Origin of the sequence: Corynebacterium sp. HMSC072G08 (genome assembly GCF_001809185.1) — a bacterium.
GTDB lineage: Bacteria > Actinomycetota > Actinomycetes > Mycobacteriales > Mycobacteriaceae > Corynebacterium > Corynebacterium phoceense.
The window spans coordinates 1-19,989 of sequence record NZ_KV796415.1; the positions used below are offsets into that span (position 1 = coordinate 1).

At 65.3% G+C, this 19,989-nt stretch carries 23 protein-coding genes; 8 read left to right on the forward strand and 15 right to left on the reverse strand.

Annotated features, from left to right (window positions below):
• Positions 1-371: 371 nt before the first annotated feature.
• From HMPREF2559_RS04290 to rpsH, 7 genes are all read right to left on the reverse strand, one after another.
• On the reverse strand, positions 372-701 hold the full coding sequence (locus tag HMPREF2559_RS04290; protein WP_066488974.1) for a CoA transferase: 330 nt from the start codon (positions 699-701) through the stop codon (positions 372-374).
• Between the two features lie 65 nt (positions 702-766).
• On the reverse strand, positions 767-1,219 hold the full coding sequence (gene rplO, locus HMPREF2559_RS04295; RefSeq protein ID WP_070539651.1) for a 50S ribosomal protein L15: 453 nt from the start codon (positions 1,217-1,219) through the stop codon (positions 767-769).
• 3 nt (positions 1,220-1,222) lie between these two features.
• Complete coding sequence (gene rpmD / locus HMPREF2559_RS04300) at positions 1,223-1,408, reverse strand: 50S ribosomal protein L30 (protein WP_066488994.1); 186 nt, start codon at positions 1,406-1,408, stop codon at positions 1,223-1,225.
• 3 nt (positions 1,409-1,411) lie between these two features.
• A complete protein-coding gene (gene rpsE / locus HMPREF2559_RS04305) occupies positions 1,412-2,053 on the reverse strand; it encodes a 30S ribosomal protein S5 (protein ID WP_066488996.1) in 642 nt (213 codons plus the stop codon).
• Positions 2,054-2,093: 40 nt separating this feature from the next.
• A complete protein-coding gene (gene rplR / locus HMPREF2559_RS04310) occupies positions 2,094-2,495 on the reverse strand; it encodes a 50S ribosomal protein L18 (RefSeq protein WP_066488998.1) in 402 nt (133 codons plus the stop codon).
• A 3-nt stretch (positions 2,496-2,498) separates the two neighbouring features.
• Positions 2,499-3,035: a 50S ribosomal protein L6 gene (rplF, locus tag HMPREF2559_RS04315; RefSeq protein ID WP_066489003.1), complete on the reverse strand. Its 537-nt coding sequence runs from the start codon at positions 3,033-3,035 to the stop codon at positions 2,499-2,501.
• 14 nt (positions 3,036-3,049) lie between these two features.
• The gene (gene rpsH, locus HMPREF2559_RS04320) at positions 3,050-3,433 is read right to left on the reverse strand and encodes a 30S ribosomal protein S8 (protein ID WP_066489007.1); all 384 of its coding nucleotides are present in this window, start codon (positions 3,431-3,433) and stop codon (positions 3,050-3,052) included.
• 352 nt (positions 3,434-3,785) lie between these two features.
• Here rpsH and HMPREF2559_RS04325 point away from each other — a divergent pair, with 352 nt between their 5' ends.
• From HMPREF2559_RS04325 to HMPREF2559_RS04340, 4 genes are all read left to right on the forward strand, one after another.
• Positions 3,786-6,077 (forward strand): FdhF/YdeP family oxidoreductase, encoded by a 2,292-nt coding sequence (locus tag HMPREF2559_RS04325; protein ID WP_066489010.1) that lies wholly within the window; start codon positions 3,786-3,788, stop codon positions 6,075-6,077.
• A gap of 77 nt (positions 6,078-6,154) precedes the next feature.
• The gene (locus tag HMPREF2559_RS04330; RefSeq protein WP_066489012.1) at positions 6,155-6,400 is read left to right on the forward strand and encodes a DUF6457 domain-containing protein; all 246 of its coding nucleotides are present in this window, start codon (positions 6,155-6,157) and stop codon (positions 6,398-6,400) included.
• Positions 6,400-7,233: a formate dehydrogenase accessory sulfurtransferase FdhD gene (fdhD, locus tag HMPREF2559_RS04335; protein WP_070539653.1), complete on the forward strand. Its 834-nt coding sequence runs from the start codon at positions 6,400-6,402 to the stop codon at positions 7,231-7,233. Before HMPREF2559_RS04330 ends, fdhD begins: the two co-directional genes overlap by 1 nt.
• Positions 7,234-7,451: 218 nt before the next feature.
• Positions 7,452-7,772, forward strand: a complete 321-nt coding sequence (locus HMPREF2559_RS04340) for a hypothetical protein (RefSeq protein ID WP_070539655.1) — start codon at positions 7,452-7,454, stop codon at positions 7,770-7,772.
• Between the two features lie 13 nt (positions 7,773-7,785).
• On the opposite strand, the gene HMPREF2559_RS04345 is transcribed toward HMPREF2559_RS04340, so the two are convergent.
• The 6 genes from HMPREF2559_RS04345 to rplN all read right to left on the reverse strand — a co-directional run bounded on the left by HMPREF2559_RS04345 (position 7,786) and on the right by rplN (position 10,780).
• Entirely contained in the window at positions 7,786-8,496 is a 711-nt protein-coding gene (locus tag HMPREF2559_RS04345) for a 3-hydroxyacyl-CoA dehydrogenase NAD-binding domain-containing protein (RefSeq protein WP_231725071.1), read from the reverse strand.
• The gene (locus tag HMPREF2559_RS13220) at positions 8,463-8,624 is read right to left on the reverse strand and encodes a 3-hydroxyacyl-CoA dehydrogenase NAD-binding domain-containing protein (protein ID WP_231725070.1); all 162 of its coding nucleotides are present in this window, start codon (positions 8,622-8,624) and stop codon (positions 8,463-8,465) included. Before HMPREF2559_RS13220 ends, HMPREF2559_RS04345 begins: the two co-directional genes overlap by 34 nt.
• Before the next feature lie 5 nt (positions 8,625-8,629).
• Positions 8,630-9,415 (reverse strand): formate/nitrite transporter family protein, encoded by a 786-nt coding sequence (locus tag HMPREF2559_RS04350; RefSeq protein ID WP_070539657.1) that lies wholly within the window; start codon positions 9,413-9,415, stop codon positions 8,630-8,632.
• 124 nt (positions 9,416-9,539) lie between these two features.
• Positions 9,540-10,091 (reverse strand): 50S ribosomal protein L5, encoded by a 552-nt coding sequence (gene rplE, locus HMPREF2559_RS04355; RefSeq protein WP_066489028.1) that lies wholly within the window; start codon positions 10,089-10,091, stop codon positions 9,540-9,542.
• 2 nt (positions 10,092-10,093) lie between these two features.
• On the reverse strand, positions 10,094-10,408 hold the full coding sequence (rplX, locus tag HMPREF2559_RS04360) for a 50S ribosomal protein L24 (RefSeq protein WP_066489030.1): 315 nt from the start codon (positions 10,406-10,408) through the stop codon (positions 10,094-10,096).
• Between the two features lie 3 nt (positions 10,409-10,411).
• Positions 10,412-10,780 carry a 50S ribosomal protein L14 gene (gene rplN / locus HMPREF2559_RS04365; protein ID WP_066489032.1) on the reverse strand — a complete coding sequence of 123 codons (369 nt, stop codon included), beginning with the start codon at positions 10,778-10,780 and terminating at the stop codon, positions 10,412-10,414.
• Between the two features lie 253 nt (positions 10,781-11,033).
• Between rplN and HMPREF2559_RS04370 the strand changes: the two genes are divergently transcribed.
• The gene (locus HMPREF2559_RS04370) at positions 11,034-12,683 is read left to right on the forward strand and encodes an SMC family protein (RefSeq protein ID WP_141629232.1); all 1,650 of its coding nucleotides are present in this window, start codon (positions 11,034-11,036) and stop codon (positions 12,681-12,683) included.
• Positions 12,676-14,268 carry a GTPase gene (locus HMPREF2559_RS04375; RefSeq protein ID WP_070539661.1) on the forward strand — a complete coding sequence of 531 codons (1,593 nt, stop codon included), beginning with the start codon at positions 12,676-12,678 and terminating at the stop codon, positions 14,266-14,268. Before HMPREF2559_RS04370 ends, HMPREF2559_RS04375 begins: the two co-directional genes overlap by 8 nt.
• Before the next feature lie 112 nt (positions 14,269-14,380).
• On the opposite strand, the gene HMPREF2559_RS04380 is transcribed toward HMPREF2559_RS04375, so the two are convergent.
• Entirely contained in the window at positions 14,381-16,366 is a 1,986-nt protein-coding gene (locus HMPREF2559_RS04380) for a sucrose-specific PTS transporter subunit IIBC (RefSeq protein ID WP_066489041.1), read from the reverse strand.
• 137 nt (positions 16,367-16,503) lie between these two features.
• Positions 16,504-17,820: a glycoside hydrolase family 32 protein gene (locus HMPREF2559_RS04385; RefSeq protein WP_070539663.1), complete on the reverse strand. Its 1,317-nt coding sequence runs from the start codon at positions 17,818-17,820 to the stop codon at positions 16,504-16,506.
• A 23-nt stretch (positions 17,821-17,843) separates the two neighbouring features.
• Here HMPREF2559_RS04385 and HMPREF2559_RS04390 point away from each other — a divergent pair, with 23 nt between their 5' ends.
• Positions 17,844-18,740, forward strand: a complete 897-nt coding sequence (locus HMPREF2559_RS04390; RefSeq protein ID WP_066489052.1) for a carbohydrate kinase family protein — start codon at positions 17,844-17,846, stop codon at positions 18,738-18,740.
• 76 nt (positions 18,741-18,816) lie between these two features.
• On the forward strand, positions 18,817-19,788 hold the full coding sequence (locus HMPREF2559_RS13225) for a sortase family protein (protein WP_083297772.1): 972 nt from the start codon (positions 18,817-18,819) through the stop codon (positions 19,786-19,788).
• The last annotated feature ends 201 nt before the right edge of the window (positions 19,789-19,989 follow it).

Consider the following 19,989-nt stretch of genomic DNA (forward strand, 5'->3'; position numbering starts at 1 on the left):
GAATCTACAAACGCCGCGAATTCGGACCCGACATCCCCTGCAACTAGACCAACAGATAACCCGCCCGAAGGGCGGGCACTTCAGCATGCCGTTTTCAGTCTGCCCAGGACAACGGCGCTTGGGCGTGCGGCCCTGGCAGGTTCCCCGGTCCGGTCAATGACGGCACCGTTGCCACACGCCCGTACCGGTACGCAAACTCCTCCGGCGCCACAGGCTCGGGCACCGAAGCATCCGAGCCGGCTATCCGCCGAGTAGAGGTCCGCGATGCCGCACGCAGCCTGCACCGGGGAATCGAAGCCGCGGCGGTCTGCCTACACGAACCCGGACGGTACCCGCACAACACCACATCGCCCGTCCGCGACGGCACTGCTCTAGCCATGACCGGTGGCCAGGCACTGAGCGGGGATCTCCAGCTTCGTCAGCGGATAGATGCACGGCACGTCAGCGCCGAATCCAGCGAGGAATTGCCCTGCGCTCGGCCCCGCCAGCACACGCGTGAGGTCAAGGACCTTGAGGGGACTGGGACGGAGACGCGGGGCGGCATCGGAAAGCTGGATGTAGGCCCAGCCGTCGCGGGTAGGAACGAACCCGGAATCGGCGCCAAAGAGCGACACGACCGCGCCATCGAGGCGCATGGTGTTGACGGCATTGCACGAGGTCATGACGGGAACGAGGAATCCTGTCACGTTGTGCGGTTGCATAGTGGAAGCCTACAAAACGCACGACACGCCCCACCATGACGGTGGGGCGCGACGTTTCCGCTTAGTTACTTCGCGGCAGCGGTAGTGGAACCACCGGCAGCCTCGATCTTCTCCACTGCGGACTTGGAGAACTTGTCAGCGGTGACGTTCAGCTTGACGCTGAGCTCACCGTTGCCCAGAACCTTAACCGGCTGGTTCTTGCGAACCAGGCCAGCTGCGACGATGTCAGCCTTCGTGACGTCGCCACCGTTCGGGAACGCCTTGGCCAGGTCGGCAACGTTGACAACCTGGTACTCGACGTGGTTCGGGTTCTTGAAGCCCTTGAGCTTCGGCAGACGCATGTGGATCGGCATCTGGCCACCCTCGAAAGCGGCCGAAACCTGCTTACGAGCCTTGGTGCCCTTGGTACCGCGACCAGCGGTCTTACCCTTGGATGCCTCACCGCGGCCAACGCGGGTCTTCGGCTTGTTAGCGCCCTTGGTCGGGCGCAGGGCGTGGAGCTTGATGATGTCAGCCATGGTTTACTCCCCTGCCACTTCTTCGACGGTGACCAGGTGGCGAACCTTCTGAACCATGCCGCGGATGATCGGGGTGTCCTGCTTAACAACGGACTGACCGATGCGCTTGAGGCCGAGAGCCTCCATGTTCGCGCGGTGGTTCGGCTTGGTGCCCACCAGGCCCTTTACCTGAGTAATCTTCAGAGCCATTGTTTATGCCTCCTGACCTGCGCGCTTGCGCAGCATACGGGCCGGGGTGACCTCTTCGACGGTCTTGCCACGACGGGCAGCGACCTCTTCGGGGCGGACCAGCTGCTTGAGGCCGTCCACGGTAGCGCGGACGACGTTGAGGGCGTTGTCGGAACCCAAGGACTTCGCGAGGATGTCCTGGACACCGGCGCACTCGAGCACCGGGCGGGCAGCGCCGCCAGCGATGACACCAGTACCGGGGGCAGCCGGCTTCATCATGACGATGCCGGCGGCGTCGCGACCCTCAACCGGGTGGGTGATGGTGCCGGCGATCATCGGGACGCGGAAGAAGTTCTTGCGAGCCTCTTCGGAGCCCTTCTGGATGGCGGCCGGAACTTCCTTGGCCTTGCCGTAGCCGACGCCAACCATGCCCTGGCCGTCGCCCACGACCACGAGGGCGGTGAACGACATGTTGCGGCCACCCTTGACGGTCTTGGAGACGCGGTTGATGGTCACAACGCGCTCGATGTACTTGTCGCGCTCAGCATCCTGCTGGTTGCGACGGTCGTTGCGGCGGTCGTTACGACGGCCGCCGTTGTTGCGGTCGTTGTTACGACCGTTGTTCTCGGCGGAGCGTCCGCCGTCACGCTGTTCACGGTCCGACATTAGGCGTTCCTTCCGTTGATGTTTCCGTTTGCGTTGATCATTAGAACTTCAGACCACCTTCACGTGCGGCGTCTGCCAGAGCGGCGACGCGACCGTGGTACTGGTAGCCCGAGCGGTCGAAGACGACCTTCTCGATGCCAGCAGCCTTGGCGCGCTCAGCAACGAGCTCGCCAACCTTAGCGGCCTTGGCCTTCTTGTCGCCCTCGATGGCGCGCACGTCGGCTTCCATGGTGGAAGCAGCAACGAGCGTGTGGCCAGCGAGGTCGTCGATGACCTGCACGTGCATGTGACGCGACGTGCGGTGCACGACCAGGCGCGGTGCCTCAGGGGTGCCGCGCAGGGTCTTACGGATGCGGAAGTGGCGGCGAGCACGGGCTTCACGACGACGCGTGGAAATGTCCTTGCCGACCGGGGTGCGCTTGGAATTCTCAGTGTTTGCCATTGCTTACTTACCCGTCTTTCCGACCTTGCGGCGGATCTGCTCGCCGTCGTAACGAATACCCTTGCCCTTGTAAGGATCGTCCTTACGCAGACGGCGGATGTTCGCGGCGATCTGTCCGACCTGCTGCTTGTCAATACCAGAAACCGACAGCTTGGTAGCGCCGTCGACTGCGAAGGTGATTCCCTCCGGTGCCTTGATGAGGATCGGGTGGGAGTAGCCCAGCGAGAACTCGAGGTCCTTGCCCTTAAGCGCAACACGGTAACCAACGCCGAAGATTTCCAGCTTGATGGTGTAGCCCTCAGTAACGCCAACGACGGCGTTGTTGAGCAGGGAGCGAGTCAGGCCGTGCAGAGCGCGGTGCTTGCGCTCGTCGTCCGGACGGACGGCCTTGAGCTCGCCGTCTTCGACGACAGCGGTGATCGGCTCCGGCATGGCGACGTGCAGCGTGCCCTTGGAGCCCTTGATCTCTACATCCTGGCCGTTGATGTTGATGTCAACGCCGGACGGGACGGTGATTGGTGCGAGACCGATACGAGACATGTGTCAATCCTCCCTTACCAGACGTAGGCGAGAACTTCTCCGCCTACGCCCTTCTCCTGAGCCTCACGGTCGGTGAGCAGACCCTGGGACGTGGAGATGATAGCCACGCCCAGGCCGCCCAGGACCTTCGGCAGATTGGTGGACTTTGCGTACACACGCAGGCCCGGCTTCGACACGCGACGCAGGCCCGACAGGGAGCGCTCACGGTTGTTGTACTTCAGCTCGAGCGAGAGCTCGCGGCCCTCGACGGTGTAATCAACGATGTAGCCTTCCTTCTTCAGGATCTCGGCGATGTTGGCCTTGATCTTGGAGGTCGGCATCGACACGGTGTCGTGGTGCGCGTGGTTTGCGTTGCGCACGCGCGACAGCATGTCGGCGATAGGATCAGTCATGGTCATGGTTAAGTGACCGTTACCTTTCTCGTTGCGGTTCCCGCGTAAGTGCGCATCGCGTTGACGCGACGCCACCCCGCGCCCTCAATAAAAAGGACGTGCGTTGTCCGTGTGATTTCGGGCCACTTATCGCCCCGGACGGTCAATACCGCCGGCGCTCGCTGCCCTTTGATGCATACACGGTCCGCCACGGCGGGGCGGTGGGCCTACAACAAAGTTGAAATGAAATTCTTGAATTTTGGTATCCCATAACGCCGTGAGCTGCGCAAACAGCACCCGGGCATGAGTCCAAGAGGCTACGTTACACGGCGACCTGGGTTTTTCCAAAATTCTCGCTGCTTGTCGGTAGACTGTGGCCATGACTCCCATCGCAACTGTCTCCCGTGCCAATCCAGTGGCCAACCGCTTCGACAACCCACGCATCGGCAACCGCGTCACCGCCGCAGCCGGCGTGGGCGGCGTGTACCACGCCATGGAAAAGGCCATCCCTAACCGCGCGCTCGTGCCGCTGCTGAAGATGAACCAGCACGGCGGCATCGACTGCCCCGGCTGCGCCTGGCCGGAGCCAGCGCAGGGCGATATCAACTTTGTCGAGTTCTGTGAGAACGGCGCGAAGGCCATCGCCCAGGAGACCACGCCCAAGCGCGTTACCCGCGAGTTCTTCGCGAACACCACCGTGCAGCAGATGCGCGAGATGACGGACTACGAGCTCGACCAGCTCGGCCGCCTCACTGAGCCCATGCTCTACGACCGCTCGCGCGGCGACGAGAAGTACCACCCGGTGAGCTGGGACGAGGCCTACGATCTCATCGCGGAGCAGCTCAAGGCGACGGATCCGGACCGCGCCATCTTCTACACCTCCGGCACCGCGGTCAACGAGTCCGCGTTTATCTTTGGCGTGCTGGGCCGCCGCCACGGCTCCAATAACCTGCCAGACTGCGCGAACCTCTGCCACGACTCCACGGGTGTGGCGCTCGCCAAGACCGTGGGTGTGGGCAAGGGCTCCATCGTCATGCAGGACATGTACAACACGGACCTCATCATCTCCGTAGGCCAGAACCCCGGCACGAACCACCCGCGTTCGCTTACTGCGTTTAAGAAGCAGAAGGAGAACGGCGGCAAGTTCATCACCATCAACCCCATGCCGGAAACGGGCCTCATGAAGTTCAAAGAGCCCCAGTCCATTAAGGGCGCGATTGGCATCGCGGACAAGATCAGCGACGAATACGTGCAGGTCCGCCTCGACGGCGACCGCGCGCTGTTCCAGCAGATCAACCGCGAGGTCATCCGCCGCGACCTGCTTGACCGCAAGTTCCTCGACGAGTTCTGCTCGAATGTCGACGAGACCATCGCGCACCTTAACTCGCTTGACGATGCCGCCCTCGAGCGCGGCTCCGGCGTCTCCCAGCGCGAGGTGAAGAAGATCGTCGACTACGTCGAGAAGGCAGAGACCGTTGTCCTCGCGTGGACGCTGGGTGTTACGCAGCACCGCAACGCCGTGGCCACCATCCAGGAGATGATGAACTTCCTGCTGCTCACGGGTAACTACGGCAAGCCGGGCGCCGGCTCCGCCCCGTTCCGTGGCCACTCCAATGTCCAGGGCGACCGCACCATGGGTATCTCTGAGAAGATGCCGGAGTGGTTCCTCGCCAACCTGGAAAAGGAGTTCGGCTTCGACGTCCCCCGCAAGCACGGCGTCTCCTCCACCGGCGCGGGCATGCAGCTGCGTGATAAGAACGTGGATTTTTTCATGTCGCTGGGCGGCAACTACATCCGCGCGATGTCGGACACCACGGCGCTCGAGGACGGCATGACCGCCACTAAGCTCTCGGCCCATATGCTGACGAAGCTCAACGGCACGTGCGCGTGGCCGGGCGAGAAGTCCCTCATCCTGCCGGTACGCTCCCGCACCGACGTGGACATCCAGGCCTCCGGCCCGCAGAAGGTTTCTGTCGAGGCCTCGGACTCCAAGGTCTCCGCGTCCTTCCCCAAGCGCCGCGCCAACCGCGACCTGGACCTCCACTCCGAGGTGCAGATCATCTGCAACGTCGGCGAGCGCACCTTCGGCGACGCCTTCTGGAAGCCCATGATGGACAATTACGACGTCATCCGTGACCACATCGCGAACGTCATCCCTGGCTTCGAAAACTACAACGAGCGCTTGAAGCGCCCCGGCGGCTTCATGCTCCCGCACGCGGCCCGCGAGCGTATCTTCAACACCTCGGACGGCAAGGCGCAGCTCACCATCAACGAGACCGACACTATCGAGCTCGAAGGCGACCAGTTGCTGCTTACCACCGTGCGCAGTCACGACCAGTACAACACCATCTCCTACGGTCTCGATGACCGCTACCGTGGTGTCCGCGGCGGCCGACGCGTTATCTTCATCCGCAAGGAAGACCTCATCCAGCGAGGCCTCAAGGACGGCGACATCGTCGACGTCGTCTCCGAGTACGAGTCCGGCCGACGCGTCGCGCCGAACTTCCGTCTGGTCGAGTACAACATCGCCAAGGATTGCGTGGGCGGCTACTTCCCGGAGCTCAACATCCTGGTTCCGGTCGAGCACATGGCCAAGGGCTCGGAGACCCCGGTCTCCAAGTCACTCGTGGTCCACCTCGAGCCGACCGGCCAGAACGCCAACAATCTCTAAGCCCGCCACCGCCTGAAAGTCCCGCCCCGAGCGGGACTTTCGCGGTCTTGGACAGGTCCACGACTACAGTTGAGTTCATGACTAAAGACAAGGATCCCATCCAGACCGCCCACGAATGGCTTGAGGAAGCCGCCACCACGCTCGGTCTTGACCCCAAGGATGCCACGGCACTCGTCAAAGAGCTGCTTGACCTAACAAAGAACGTCGCGCATAACCGTTCGCGTCCGGCCGCGCCGCTCACCGCCTTCGTCGTGGGCCTGGCCAGCAAGGACGTCGAGGAAGCCCGCGCCAGTATCGCCAAGCTCAACGAGGCCGTGCAGTAGTGGCGGGCCGCGTAACCTCCAACTTCGCGGTGACCAAAGTGCGGCTCAACGAGGACCGCACCGAGGTCATCCAAGTCGACACCCGTGCTGATTCCGTCGCCGGCGAGGAGCCGCTGGAAATTCGCGTCGATGGCCAGACGCTCACCACCACCATGCGCACCCCGGGCCACGATATCGAGCTCGCCCACGGCTTCCTTCACTCCGAGGGACACATTCAGGCCGCCCGCGACATCGAGTCCGCCAAGTACTGCGAGGGCGCCACGCGCGACGGCGTCAACACGTACAACCTGCTCGACGTCGAGATGCGCGACGACAACGTCATCTCGCTCAAAGACCTGCGTCTCACGCTCACCAACTCCTCGTGCGGCGTGTGTGGCACCTCGTCCATCGAGGAGCTCGCCAAGAAAACCCGCTACCCCATCCCCCACATCCCGGTCGACCCGCTCGTCGTCGCACAGCTGCCTGACAAGCTACGCGAGGGACAGAAGCAGTTCCGCAAGACCGGCGGCATCCACGCTGCGGGCGCCTTCACGCTCGACGGCAAACGCGTGGTCATTCGCGAGGACGTGGGCCGCCATAACGCGGCGGACAAGGTCATCGGCCATCTGCTCATGGAAGGCCGCCTGCCCGCGGACGATCTCATCCTCGTCATGAGCTCCCGCGCCAGCTTCGAGCTCGTCCAGAAGGCCGCCATGGCCGGCTTCGGCATGCTCGTCGCTGTCTCCGCAGCGTCCTCGCTCGCCGTGGAGACCGCCCGCGAGACCGGCATGGCCCTCGTCGGCTTCGCGCGCGGCGACCGCTTCAACCTCTACTCCGGGGAGCTGAAGAAATGAGCCTCATCGATTTCCTCGTCGACGTCGAGCTCGACTCGCCACGCCCGGACTACCGCGCCCTGCTCATCGCGGTCCGCGGTGCCTAGGCGCCCACCACCGATGCCGCCACAGAGCCCTCGGCATTCCAGCCCCACGTCGCCGCGTGGCGCGCGGCCTGGCAGAACTTCGGCCTCGACCCCGCGCTCTTCGAGCTCGGCGCCCAGCCTTCCGATGCCCCCTTGGTCACTCTCGGCACCGCGGTCGCCCGCCGCTTCGAGCTGCCAGTCACGGTATTCGCTCTCGACGGCTTCGAGGGCGCTGTGCGCGTCGACGTCGTCACGTCGACCGTCCGCGACGTAGCTGGCACCGCCGCACGTCGCTTCCGGCCGGAGCACCGCCTAGCCCCCACGGCGGAGACGACGGACGCGCTCTTCCTCCTCGAGGCGCTCGATCCACTCACAGACGACGATCTGCGTCTCGCGGGCGACGACATCCTCGACGCTCTACGCGCCGTGAACCCCGACGTCGAGGTCGCGCAGCGCATCCTTCGCACCGAATAGCCCCTAGTAGCTCCTAGTGTGTCTCGCGCACGTCGAGGAAGCCGCGCAACAACGCATTGCGGCGCTGGGTGCCGGCCTCGAAGGTCGCCTCGTCGTTGCCGTAGGCGGCATCGACCTGCGCGTAGACCTCATCGAGGTCCGACATGTCCGGCACACCCGCGACGAGCTCGGTGTCCCACGCGCCCGCGATGTGCTCAATGATGGACTTGATGCCGTCCGGGCCGCCGCCCAGGCGGTTAGACTCGAACGGTCCGGTCGCGGCGTAGCGCAAGCCCAGCGAATTGCGCACGATGGTGTCAAGGTCCTTGGCGTCAATAACACCCTGCTGCACGAGCGAGATGGCCTCCCACATGATGACCTTCTGGATGCGGTTGCCGACAAAGCCCGGGATTTCCTTCTTCAGCGCGCTGGGCTCGAAACCGAGCTCCGCGTAAACCTCCAGCGCCCGGTCGACGGTCTCTGGAGAAGTCGCAGGTCCCGGCACGACCTCGAGGACCGGCATGAGCGCCGGCGGCGTAAACGGATGCCCGATCACGATCCGGTCCGCGGCCGGATTCCCCTCCGCGATCCTCGACGGCAGGATGGCCGAGGTCGAGCTCGCCAAAACCGCCGTTTCCGTAAGCGATGCGAGCCGCGCGAAAATCTCGCGCTTGAACTCGAGCTTCTCTGGGCCCGCCTCCTGGACGAAGTCTACGCCGTGGAGAAGCGTACCGCGCCTCCGAATTCGTCTTTCACCGCGTCTGCGAGTTCTTCGCGCACGTCGGCCATGCGCACCTCCCACCCCGCGTCGACGAAGCGCCGCGCAAACGAGAAGCCAATCAGTCCGCCGCCTACTAACAATGCTGTGCTCATGAGCTCTAGTCTCGGTATGCCTCCGGGCCCTTGTTGAGCCAAGCATAGACGCCGCCGATGAGGAAGCCGCCGCCAATCACGTTGCCGATCCAGACGATGACCCAGTTGGTGAATACCGCACCAATCGTAAAGTCAGCTGGGAACTCCGCCGCGCCAAAAAAGGTGAGGGTAACCAGGCAGAAGTTCGCAATGACGTGCTCGAGGCCCATGCCCACGAAGGCCGCGATGAGCGGGACGATGACGATGAACTTCGAGACGATCTCCTTGGCGAAAATGCCGCCCACGATCGACATGTTGACCACGAAGTTAGCAAGCATACCCTCGACGAGAAGGCCGCCTGGGTCCTTAGCAAGCTTGCCCTCCGTCAGCGTCACGATGAGGTGGTCGACAGGCATCGCACCGAGCTTGGCTGACAGGCCCATGCCCGCGGCGAAGATGATGCAGCCGACGAGGTTGAAGAAGGTGGTGACGACGATGAGCCAGAAGGCCTTGCCCCACGAGACCTGCTTATTCGCCGCGCCATAGATCATAAACATCATGTTGCCCGTCGCGAGATCCGCGCCGAGGATGATAATCGCGAACAGGCCGAGGCCGAAAAGCCCGGCGAAGGCGACGCCGCCGAGGCCTGGGAAGTTGCCCTCCACCGCCTGCCCTACGACGCCGGCGAACGCAGTGCCGATAGTGAGGTACACGCCGGCGAGGATCGCGCGGACGCTAAAGCGCGCCGGCGACTCGGCGAGAAGTGTGGTTTTCTTCGTGACCGCGGCGGCCACAGAGTCATTGAGAGACATGCTCGTGTTAGTCCTTGCAGAGTTAAATGAGATGGACCCATATACTCTACCCCCAGACACGCCAAAACCCCAGCCTACGGTGCCGGAAAGGGGGCATCGGAAAGCTGGGGCGGGTAAGCGAAGCTTACTTGAACGGGAAGCCGAGCTCCTTGAGCAGGCGGCGGCCTTCCTCGTCCGTGGTGGCGGTGGTGACAACCGTGATGTCCATGCCGCGCGGGCGGTCGATGGAGTCGATGTCGATCTCGTAGAACATGGACTGCTCGGAGAGACCGAAGGTGTAGTTGCCACGGCCGTCGAACTGACGGTCAGACAGACCACGGAAGTCGCGAATACGCGGCAGCGCGATGGTCAGCAGGCGGTCCAAGAACTCCCACATGCGGTCGCCACGAAGGGTGACGCGGGCGCCGATGGGCATGCCTTCACGCAGCTTGAAGTTTGCGATGGACTTGCGTGCGCGGCGAACCTGCGGCTTCTGACCGGTGATCTTGGTCAGGTCATCGAGCGCGCCGTTGATCAGCTTGGAGTCGCGAGCAGCGTCGCCGACACCCATGTTGACGACGACCTTGACGACGCCCGGGATCTGCATGACGTTGTCGTACTTGAACTCCTCGTTGAGGGTGTTCTTGATTTCCTCGCGGTAGCGAGTCTTCAGACGCGGGGTGTAGTTCTCGCTCATGATTAGATGTCCTTCCCGTTGCTACGCGCGATACGGACCTTCTTGCCGTTCTCGTCGAAGCGGTAACCGACACGGGTCGGGTTACCCTCCGAGTCAACGATGGCAACGTTGGACACGTGGATCGGAGCTTCCTGCGTGACGACGCCGCCGGACTGTGCGCCGCGCTCGTCGGCAGAGTTGGCAACGTGCTTCTTGATGCGGTTGACGCCCTCAACGAGGACGCGCTCGCGGGCCGGGTAGGCCTCAATGACCTTGCCCTGAGCGCCCTTATCCGGACCGGAAATAACGACAACCATGTCGCCCTTATGGATCTTCATAAGTTAGATCACCTCCGGTGCGAGAGAAACGATCTTCATGAACTTCTTGTCGCGCAGCTCACGAGCAACCGGGCCGAAGATGCGGGTACCGCGGGGCTCGGAGTCGTTCTTGAGCAGAACGGCAGCGTTCTCGTCGAAGCGGATGTAGGAGCCGTCCGGACGACGGGTCTCCTTCTTTGCACGGACGATGACGGCCTTGACGACCTCACCCTCCTTGACGTTGCCACCGGGGGCAGCGTCCTTGACAGTCGCGACGATAACGTCGCCGATGCCAGCGAAGCGTCGGACAGAGCCGCCGAGAACGCGGATGCACAGAATCTCTCGTGCACCAGAGTTGTCGGCGACGCGCAGACGCGATTCTTGCTGAATCACTATGGGTCTCCTTGACCTGGATTAATGTGCGCCAAGATTTCCGTCCTTGACACACGCGGTCTACGTACATGCGGCTTGCGACTCTACAACGAACCTGCGCGGCGGGGCCGTGCTGTCGAGGGGTCTCGGGGCTGGCGGTTCGGAAATCAACCGCCGGTACCGACCGGCCACAAGCAACCTGAATATTCAACCATATCCACCCCACCTGGGCCAAATCCCCCGTTTATGTGTGCGAGCTGCAACAATGGAGCGCGTGACTGACACATCTCTTTCCGGTCTAGACCGGCTGCGCGCCGCCCTCGCGGCCTCGCCCCTGCCCGGCGCCGCGCCGTTGCTCCATCAGGTCGATGACTATGTCGCGCCGCGCCTGGCTAACCTCGACGCTCCGCTGCTCGCCGTCGTGGGCGGCTCCACCGGCTCCGGCAAGTCCACGCTGGTCAACGGTGTGCTCCACGAAGAGGTAACGACGTCGGGCGTCATTCGACCGACGACGCGGCAGCCCTCGCTTATCGCGCATCCTTCGGACGCGGAGTACTTCGGCGCGTCGCACGTCCTGCCTGGGCTTGCGCGCGAGCACGGCGGGGCGAACCCACAGGCGACGACGTTGCGCATCGTGTCCACCGAGGCCGTGCCCGCGGGCCTCGCACTCATCGACGCGCCGGACTTCGACTCCATCGACGACACGAACCGCGCCCTCGCCTCGCAGCTCCTCGCCGCCGCGGACTTGTGGATCTTCGTGACGACGCCGGCGCGCTACGCCGATCACCTCGTGTGGCAGTTCCTCGAGGACGCCGCCGCCCGCGACATCAAGGTCGTCGTGGTCCTCAACCGCGTCGACGAGGACGCGCTCACCACCGTCCCCGCGGACCTGCAGCGTATGCTCGCCGAGCACAACCTCGGCGCCGAGTTCTTCGTCGTGCCGGACCAAGGCCCTCTCGAGGGCTTGCTGCCGGCCGCGCGCACGGCTGACCTGCGCGCATATCTCGAACGCTTGGCTGCCGATACCGCCGCGCGCCGCCAGCTGGCCGCCCGCACCGTCGCAGGCGCCCTGGCCAAGGTCGCAGCAGGCACAGAGACGCTCGCCGCGGAGCAGCAGTCTCGCACGGACTTCGCCGCGCTCATCGACGAGGTCGTCGCCGGGCACTACGCCGACGCCCGCGCCCACGTCGAGGAAGCCACCCGCGACGGCAACCTCTTGCGCACCGAGGTCCTCGCCCGCTGGCAGGACTTCGTGGGTACCTCGGATACTTTCCGCGCGGTCGACCGCTGGTTCTCTGCGGCCCGCGACCGAATCGGTTCCTTCTTCACCGGCAAGCCCGCGCCTGTGCGCGAGGTCGAGACCGAAATCGAAGCCGGCCTCCACGCCGTCATCGTCGACGGCGCCGAGACCGCCGCAGCCCGCGCGTGGACGTACCTCGGGTCCTCTGCGCCCGAGCTGCGCGCCGCCGCGTCCCCAGAGCTCGCCCACGCCAGCGCCGATATTTCCGAGCGCGCCGCCCTCCTCGTGCGCGAATGGCAGGCCGAGCTCGTCGCCGACATCGAAGAGAACGCCGCGGGCAAGCGCATGACCGCGCGTCTCGCCTCGCTGGGCGTCAACGCCGTGACCGTCGCGCTCATGGTCGTCGTCTTCGCCTCGACTGCGGGACTGACCGGCGGCGAGATCGCCATCGCTGGCGGCTCCGCCGTCGTGGGCCAGAAGCTGCTTGAGACCATCTTCGGCGAGGACACCGTGCGTCGCATGGCCAAAGCCGCCCGCAAACGCCTCGACGAGCGCGTCCGTGCGCTCATGGATTCCGAGAGCGAGCGCTACGACGCCGTGACCGCGCCGCTCGCGGAAGGCCCCTCCGCAGACGAGCTACGCGCGGCCGCCACCGCCGCCACCGAGGAGGTCCGCGATGTTTAACCGTTCCCACTCGCTGTCCGAGCGCCTCGACGCCCTCGACCGCGCCGCCGAGTCCGGCGGCGAGTTCTTCACTCCCGAGCAGCACGCCGCCATCACCCGCGTCCGCGAGTCCGCCGCCGCCCGGCGCGCGCTGTCCGCCGAGCACACGGTGGTCGGCTTCTTTGGCGCCACCGGCTCCGGCAAGACCTCGCTGTTTAACGCCGTGGTCGGCGAGGATCTCGGTGCCTCCTCGCCGCGCCGCCCCACCACGTCCGCGCCGTTCGCCGCCGTGTGGCACCCCGAGGGCTCCTCCGCGCTGCTCGATTGGCTCGACGTCGAAGACCGTCGCAACCGGTCCGGCGACTTCGCTCCCAAGGCCGGCCCACTCATCCTCCTCGACCTGCCGGACTTCGACTCCGTCGAAGCCTCCAACCGTGCGATCGCCACGCGCCTCGCGGGCCAGGTCGACGTCCTCGTCTGGGTCACGGACCCCGAAAAATACGCGGATAACATCATCCACGACGACTTTATCCGCCCGCACGCCTCGCACTCGGCGGTTACCCTCGCGGTCCTCAACAAGGCGGACAAGCTTGCCGATGCCGACGTCCCCACCGTCGCCGACTCCCTCACCGAGCTCCTGCGCGAGGACGGCCTCACCAAGGTCAAGGTCGTGCCCACCTCCGCGAAGACTGGCCTTGGCGTCGACGACCTGCGCACAGCCATCGCCAAGGTCGCCGCGGCCCACAACGCGCAGACCGTCCGCATCGAGGCCGACCTCGACACGGTCACCGCCGCGTGGGCCGACGAACGCGCACCCAAGGACGTGCCCGCGAAAGCCAAGAAGGAACTCGACGAATACCTCGCCACCGCCGCTGGCGCCGAGCGCCTCGCCGCCGCGACGGCCGCCGCCTACCGCAAGCGCCTGGGCCAGACCACCGGATGGCTGCTCACCTCGTGGGTGCTGCGCCTGCGCGCCGACCCGCTGCGCCGCCTCGGCCTGCGCGAGGCCTCGGACGACACGGGCGTGCACCGCACCTCCCTGCCGCCGCTCGACGCCGCCGGGCGGGCTCAGGCCAACAAGGGCCTGCGCGCCTACGCCGCGGCCGCCGCGGACGGCCTCTCCCCCGCCTGGGCCAATGCCGTCGCCGACCGCGCGGAGTCCATCACCGATAAGCTTCCCGATGCCCTCGACCGCGCCGCCGCCCGCACCCGCCTGCCCGCACAGCCCTCGAAGCCTTGGGGCATCCTCACCTTCATCCAGTGGCTCGCACTCCTCGCTGCCCTCGTGGGCGTGCTGTGGTACCTCGCCGCGGCCTTCATCCCTGGCGCACTCACGCCGCTCCTCGGCGCAGACCTCACCCCGGAAATCGAGGGCTGGCCGTACCCCACACTGCTCATTCTGGGCGGCCTCCTCCTAGGCATCGTGTTGGGACTCATCTCGGCAGCCTTCGGCGGCGTCATCGGCGCCGGAGTCAAGGCCCGCACCCGGCGCGCCCTGCGCAAGGAAATCGCCGCAACCTCGCAGGAGCTCATCGTCGAACCGCTCACTGAACTGCGCTCGCGCTACGCCGCATTCCTCGACGACATCCACGCCGCCGCGCGCTAAACCCCCACACGACAACGAAGGGTCCAAAACTACCGGATTTCGGTTCCTTGATTGTCGCGAAAAACAGCAACGCCGCCCAGCGCATGCTGGACGGCGAGGAAGCTAGCCTGGGTTAGGCGGGGGCATCGGCAGGCTCGGGTTTCGGGTCAACCGTAGCGAGCGGGTCACCGAAGTCGATGGTCTCGCCCGCCCTGTAGGCAGGGAGCACCGGGCCGGTCTTCTTCGAGTTGGACACGACGACCGGAGTGGTCACCGGGTAGCCGGCGGCCTTGATGGCCTCGATGTCGAACTCGCACAGGACGTCGCCGGCCTTGACCTCGTCGCCCTTCTCCACGTGCGGGGTGAAGTGCTCGCCCTTGAGGTTCACGGTGTCGAAACCGATGTGCATGAGGATGTCCACGTTCTTGCCCGCGGCGTCCTTGCCGCGCACGGCGTAGGCGTGGCCAGAGGGGAACGTGACGGTCACCTTGCCGTCGATGGGCGCGACGAGCGTGCCCACGGTCGGCTCCACGGCGGCACCGGCGCCGAGCTTGCCCGCGGCAAACATCGGGTCAGACACGGAAGACAGCGCGATGGCTGTGCCGGACAGCGGCGAGGCGATGCGGAAAGCGTTCGGATCGGCGACAGCCGACGGGGCGGCACCGTCGGCGGCAGCGGCCGGGACGTCGGTCGCGTCAGGATCAATGGTGCCATTGCGGGAGATAAGCACGCGGCCATACGCAAAGGTTGCGCCAAAGGACACCACGAGGGAAAGCACGCAGCACAGCAGGAACTGGCCGTAGTCCTCCGGACGGATGGACACGACGCCGATGAAGCCTGCGGCACCGAGCGCGGTGGCCTTGACGTCGAGGATGGCGATCATCATGGAGGCAATAGCGGAAGCCCCCATGCCGATGTAGAACGGCCAGCGCAGGCGCAGGTTCACACCGAAGATAGCGGGCTCAGTAATACCGAAGAGGGCGGAGATACCGGACGCGCCGGCCAGGCCCTTCATCTTGTCAGACTTGGTCAGGAAGTAGATGGCCAGAGCTGCGCCACCCATGGCGATATTGGCCATGGACGCCGTCGGGAAGACGAAGGAACCGCCCTCGTTCCACAGCATCGTCTCGATCGGCGGGAAGGACTGGTGCAGACCCGTGATCACGATCGGCGAGTAGACGAGACCGAAGAGGAAGCCGGCCACAGGACCCGCGAACTCGTAGAGGTTCGCCAAGCCCAGTCCCAGCCAGTCGCCCGCGGTACGCAGGAATGGGCCGATGAGCACAAACGTGATGAAGCCCGTGACCAACAGCGTGAGCAGCGGGGTGAGCATGAAGTCCACGGTGCCCTTGAGGCGCTTGTGGAGCCACTTCTCGATGGTCGCGAGGATCCAGGAAATAACGAGCGTCGGGAGAATGGAACCCTGGTAGCCGGCCTGCGCGACGTCGAGGCCGAAGATGTGCCAGTACGGCATCTCGCCGGCCTCGATGGTCGCAGCCACGTTGTAACCGTTGACGAGGTCCGGCATAACCATGGCCATCGCCATACCCGCGCCGAGGAACTCGTTGCCGCCAAAGCGCTTCGTTGCGGTAAAGCCCACGAGGACGGGCAGGAACGCGAACGGCGCGGAGGCCAGCAGGTTAATAAGGCCGGCAACATCTGCGAGCGCCGGGTACATCTCGATGACGGACTGATCGCCGAACAAACCTGCCTGGGACAGGACGTTGTTCAGGGCCATCAACAGACCGCCACCAAGCAGGATCGGGATGAGCGGCACGAAGATATCGGCCAGCACCTTCACGGCACGCGAGAAGCGGTTGCCCGAGTCCGCCGCGATGTCCTTGAGGTTATCCGTCGACACGGCGATGTCCTTGGACGTCGCCTTGTTGATTTCGTCGAACACGACGTTGACGTCGCCCGGGCCGACGATGACCTGGAACATGCCACCAGCCTCGAAAATGCCCTTGAGGTCAGGGTCGTTGTCGAGGGCTTGCTTGTCGATTTTCTTCTCGTCTTTGATGACGGTGCGCAGGCGGGTGGCGCAGTGCGCCATCGCCACGATATTGTCCTCGCCGCCCAGCGCGGTGAGGATGCGCGCGGCTACTTCTTTATGGTCCATGGAGCTTCCTTACTTCTTGACCATGTCTAATGTGAGACAAAGCAAAAGCTTTCTTCTCTATTAGACCTGACACTCCGGGCATAAATCCAACTACTCGGGCGTGAGATTGACCTCTTTCACCTTGGAAATATCGTGCTTTATACGCGGCGCCAGCCGTCCCAGACTGCACCGCCCGGCGCGAAGACGGGCACGGCGAAGGCCGCCTGACCGTCGCCACCGAAGATTTCCACGGCGCAGCCGTCAGCGCTGAGGACGAGCTCGCCCGCGCCGCACTCGGCCGTGCGCGTGTCCCACTCCCCCGGCACGACCGCCGCGCCTGCCGATGCCGCCTCCTCCGGCGTCACCGACAGCGCCGCCGTCCCAGGCTCCACGGCATCGCCCGCGAAACGCGGGCGGGCGACGGTGAGCTGCGCGCCGTCCCAGTCGACGCGCAGGCACACCTCGCCCGCGGCGGTGAGCTCGTACGTGCCAGGCTCGCGGGTCGTGAACGAGCCCGGAATGTCCCACATAGGCTCCTGGTAGAGCGCGCCGTCGCGCAGCGTCACCTGGCGCGGGACAGTGAGTGTGTGGACCCAGCCCTCGGCCTCGACGGTCGGCGTGGCGTCGCGGGCCGGCATTCCCATCCACCCGACGAGCACCGCGCCCTCGTCATACGCGATGAGCTGCGGCGCATAGAAATTGTGGCCGTGGTCAAGGATGCGGTAGCCCTCGGTCACCGTGAACGTCGTGCCCTCGAGGTGGCCCACGATGTAACCACACTCGTCGCGGCCCGGGAACTGCGGACACAACACAAGAACATGCGACGTGGCACCGGTGGCGGCATCGGAAAGCTCGAGGAGATTGGGGCATTCCCACATGTAGGCGTCTGGGACGTCGCCCACGAAGGTGACCTTGCCCTCGAAGTCCCAGTGCGCGAGGTCGGTGGAGCGGTACATGACGAGCGCGCCGGTCTCATCCTCGCGCTGCGCGCCGAGGACCATGCGCCAGCGGCCGTCGGCCTCGCGGACAATCTGGGGGTCGCGGAAGTGACCGGTGAAACCGGGTTCGGTATCGGGGATCACTGGGTTGTTGGGGTCGAGCTCGTAGAAGCCGCCCTCGGGGCCCAGGTCGGTGACGCGAACGCGGTTCTGGCTGGGAATGCGACGGCCGTCGACTTTGAGGTTGCCCGTGTAAAAGAGCCAGAGGTCGTCGCCGTCGCGCACGGCGCCGCCGGAGTAGCAGCCGTGCGCGTCATAGGGATGATCGGGGTACAACACATTAGGAAAGTGGCGCGGGCGCTCCGGGCGCGTGAGGCTCACCACGGTGTGTGCCCAGCCTGTGCGCTTGGGCGCGTGGGGATAGCCGGGGTCGTGCTGGTAGTAGAGGTGGAGGTCCGCGCCGTCGACGAACATGCCGTTCGGATCGTTGAGGCGGCCAGCGGGCGGGGATACATGAAAGTGAGGGCGGTAACTCATACGCTCCGATAGTATTTAATTTTATGAAGATTCACGTCTGCGGCGAGGGTCTCGTTGATCTCGTTCCCGTCGCGCCCGGTCCCCTGCACGACCTCACGCCGGCTCTGGGTGGCGGCCCGTTTAACGTTGCCATTGCGGCCGCGCGCCAAGGCGCCGACGTCGCTTTCCAGTCGCGCTTGTCCACGGACGGCTTTGGCAACACGCTCGTGGCGCGCCTGCGCGACGAAGGCGTGGATACCACCTACGTCCAGCGCGGCGAGGAACCCACGACCCTCGCGGTGACGTCCCTGGCAGGCGACCGCTCCGCCTCCTACACCTTCTACATCGAGGGCACCGCGGACCGCCTCGTCGAGCCAGTCTATGCTCCGGCGGATATCGCGTGCTTCGGCACCGTCTCGCTCGCACTGGAGCCGGGCGCCTCGCGCTACGCGGAGCTGCTCAAGCAGTTCTCGCGCCGCGGCACCATGGTCGCGCTCGACCCGAATATCCGCCCTTTCTACGCCACGGACGAACACCGCGCATTCTTGAAGAGCCTCTTCCCGTTCGTCACGCTGCTCAAGCTCAGCGACGACGAGGTGAACTTCCTCGGCGAGGACGCGCTCAAGCACGTGCCCGTCGTCGTCACGACGCTGGGCGGCGACGGCCTTGCAGTGAAGACCTCGCGCGCCGAGGTCCACGTCCCGCCCGTACGCACGAATGTGGCGGACACCATCGGCGCGGGCGATACCATCATGGGCACGCTCCTGGCCGAGATCACCCGTCGCGAGCTGCGCGCCCCGGACCTTCAGGAACTCACAGTCGCTGAGTGGCGCGACATCCTGACGTTTGCCGCGGGCGCAGCCTCCGTGACTGTCTCGCGCCGCGGTGCCAACCCGCCCACGCGCGCGGAGGTACAGCAGAAGATCGCCGCCGCGCGTTAGACGTCCCACGGGCAGCGCGCGGGCGTAAAATAAACCCACTCGTCTCGCGCTTCGCGCCCGTCCCCCGGAGTCTCCCATGCCGTACCCCACCGACCCCCACCGCAGGCCCGGTGACGGCCGCGGCACCCGTCGCGACACCTACCGCCTCCCCCGCCCCAGCGCCGACCCCACACGCATCACCCCGCGGCCAGGAACCTATAGCGTAGGGCGTCCCGCCCGCGCTGCCGATGCCCCCGCCCCTACTCCGCGCCGTCAGCCCCGCCGCACCGCGCCCCCGCGCACCACACCGCGCCTCGAAACCAGCGCGACGCGCCCGCCCCGACTCAGCCCGCACCCCGCGCCGGCAGCCGGTCCGCGTATTCCGAGCGTCGCCCTCGTCTTAGGACTCGTCCTCATCGTGCTGCTCGCGCTCACGTTCTTCGCGCTGCGGCATCAGGAACCGGAAGCCCCTGCAGCACTGAGCGAAGCCCCCACGACGACCGTGGAGGCGCCAACCATCGAGCAGGCCGCCGCAGTGGAGATGTATATCCCCGCCATCAACGTCCGCGCGCAATTCGACGAGGGCGCGTGCCGCACGAAGGACAACGCGCTCGACCCAGCATCGCTCGACAAGGCCTGCACCTACACCGCCGCGGACCGGCCGTACTCGCTGCCGGGGACGGACGCGCCGGACATCGTGGTCATCGCCGGTCACACCGCCGCGGGTGTGCCCGCCGTGTTTAATAATCTCTACGACGGCACCCGTAACGAGCACAAGGTCCACGAGGGCGACAAGCTCTACGTGCGTACCGCAGCCTCCGGCGAGAAGTGGCTCATGTACTCCGCCACGGACTTCCACGACCCGGTCAAAGCGGGCCTCGCGGATGACCCGGACGTGTGGGGCACCGGGCCCATGCCGGGCCGGCTGCTCACCATCAGCTGCATCCAGCCGGCGAATCTCCTCGAGGCGTCGGTGAAGAACGCCGTCGTCGGTTGGTCCTACGAGGGCGTCATTGACGGTGCAGACGCTTCGAACGGCGCCGGGCCCGCAGCCCCCGCGTCAGCCTAAGCCGCACCGAATCACCCGCACGGGCGAAAACTCCCAGGAAATCCGCGCGACGCCGCCGCGCACTGCCATGCACAGGAGGAACGCCGACCCGACCATCCCCGCCACGCGCGGGGATTTTTTCCTGCCGCGACACGCCGAAAGCAATGCACACAGTTGCTTATTTCTGAGGTTAGTGTTTCCCATGTTGCTGTTGTGACATAA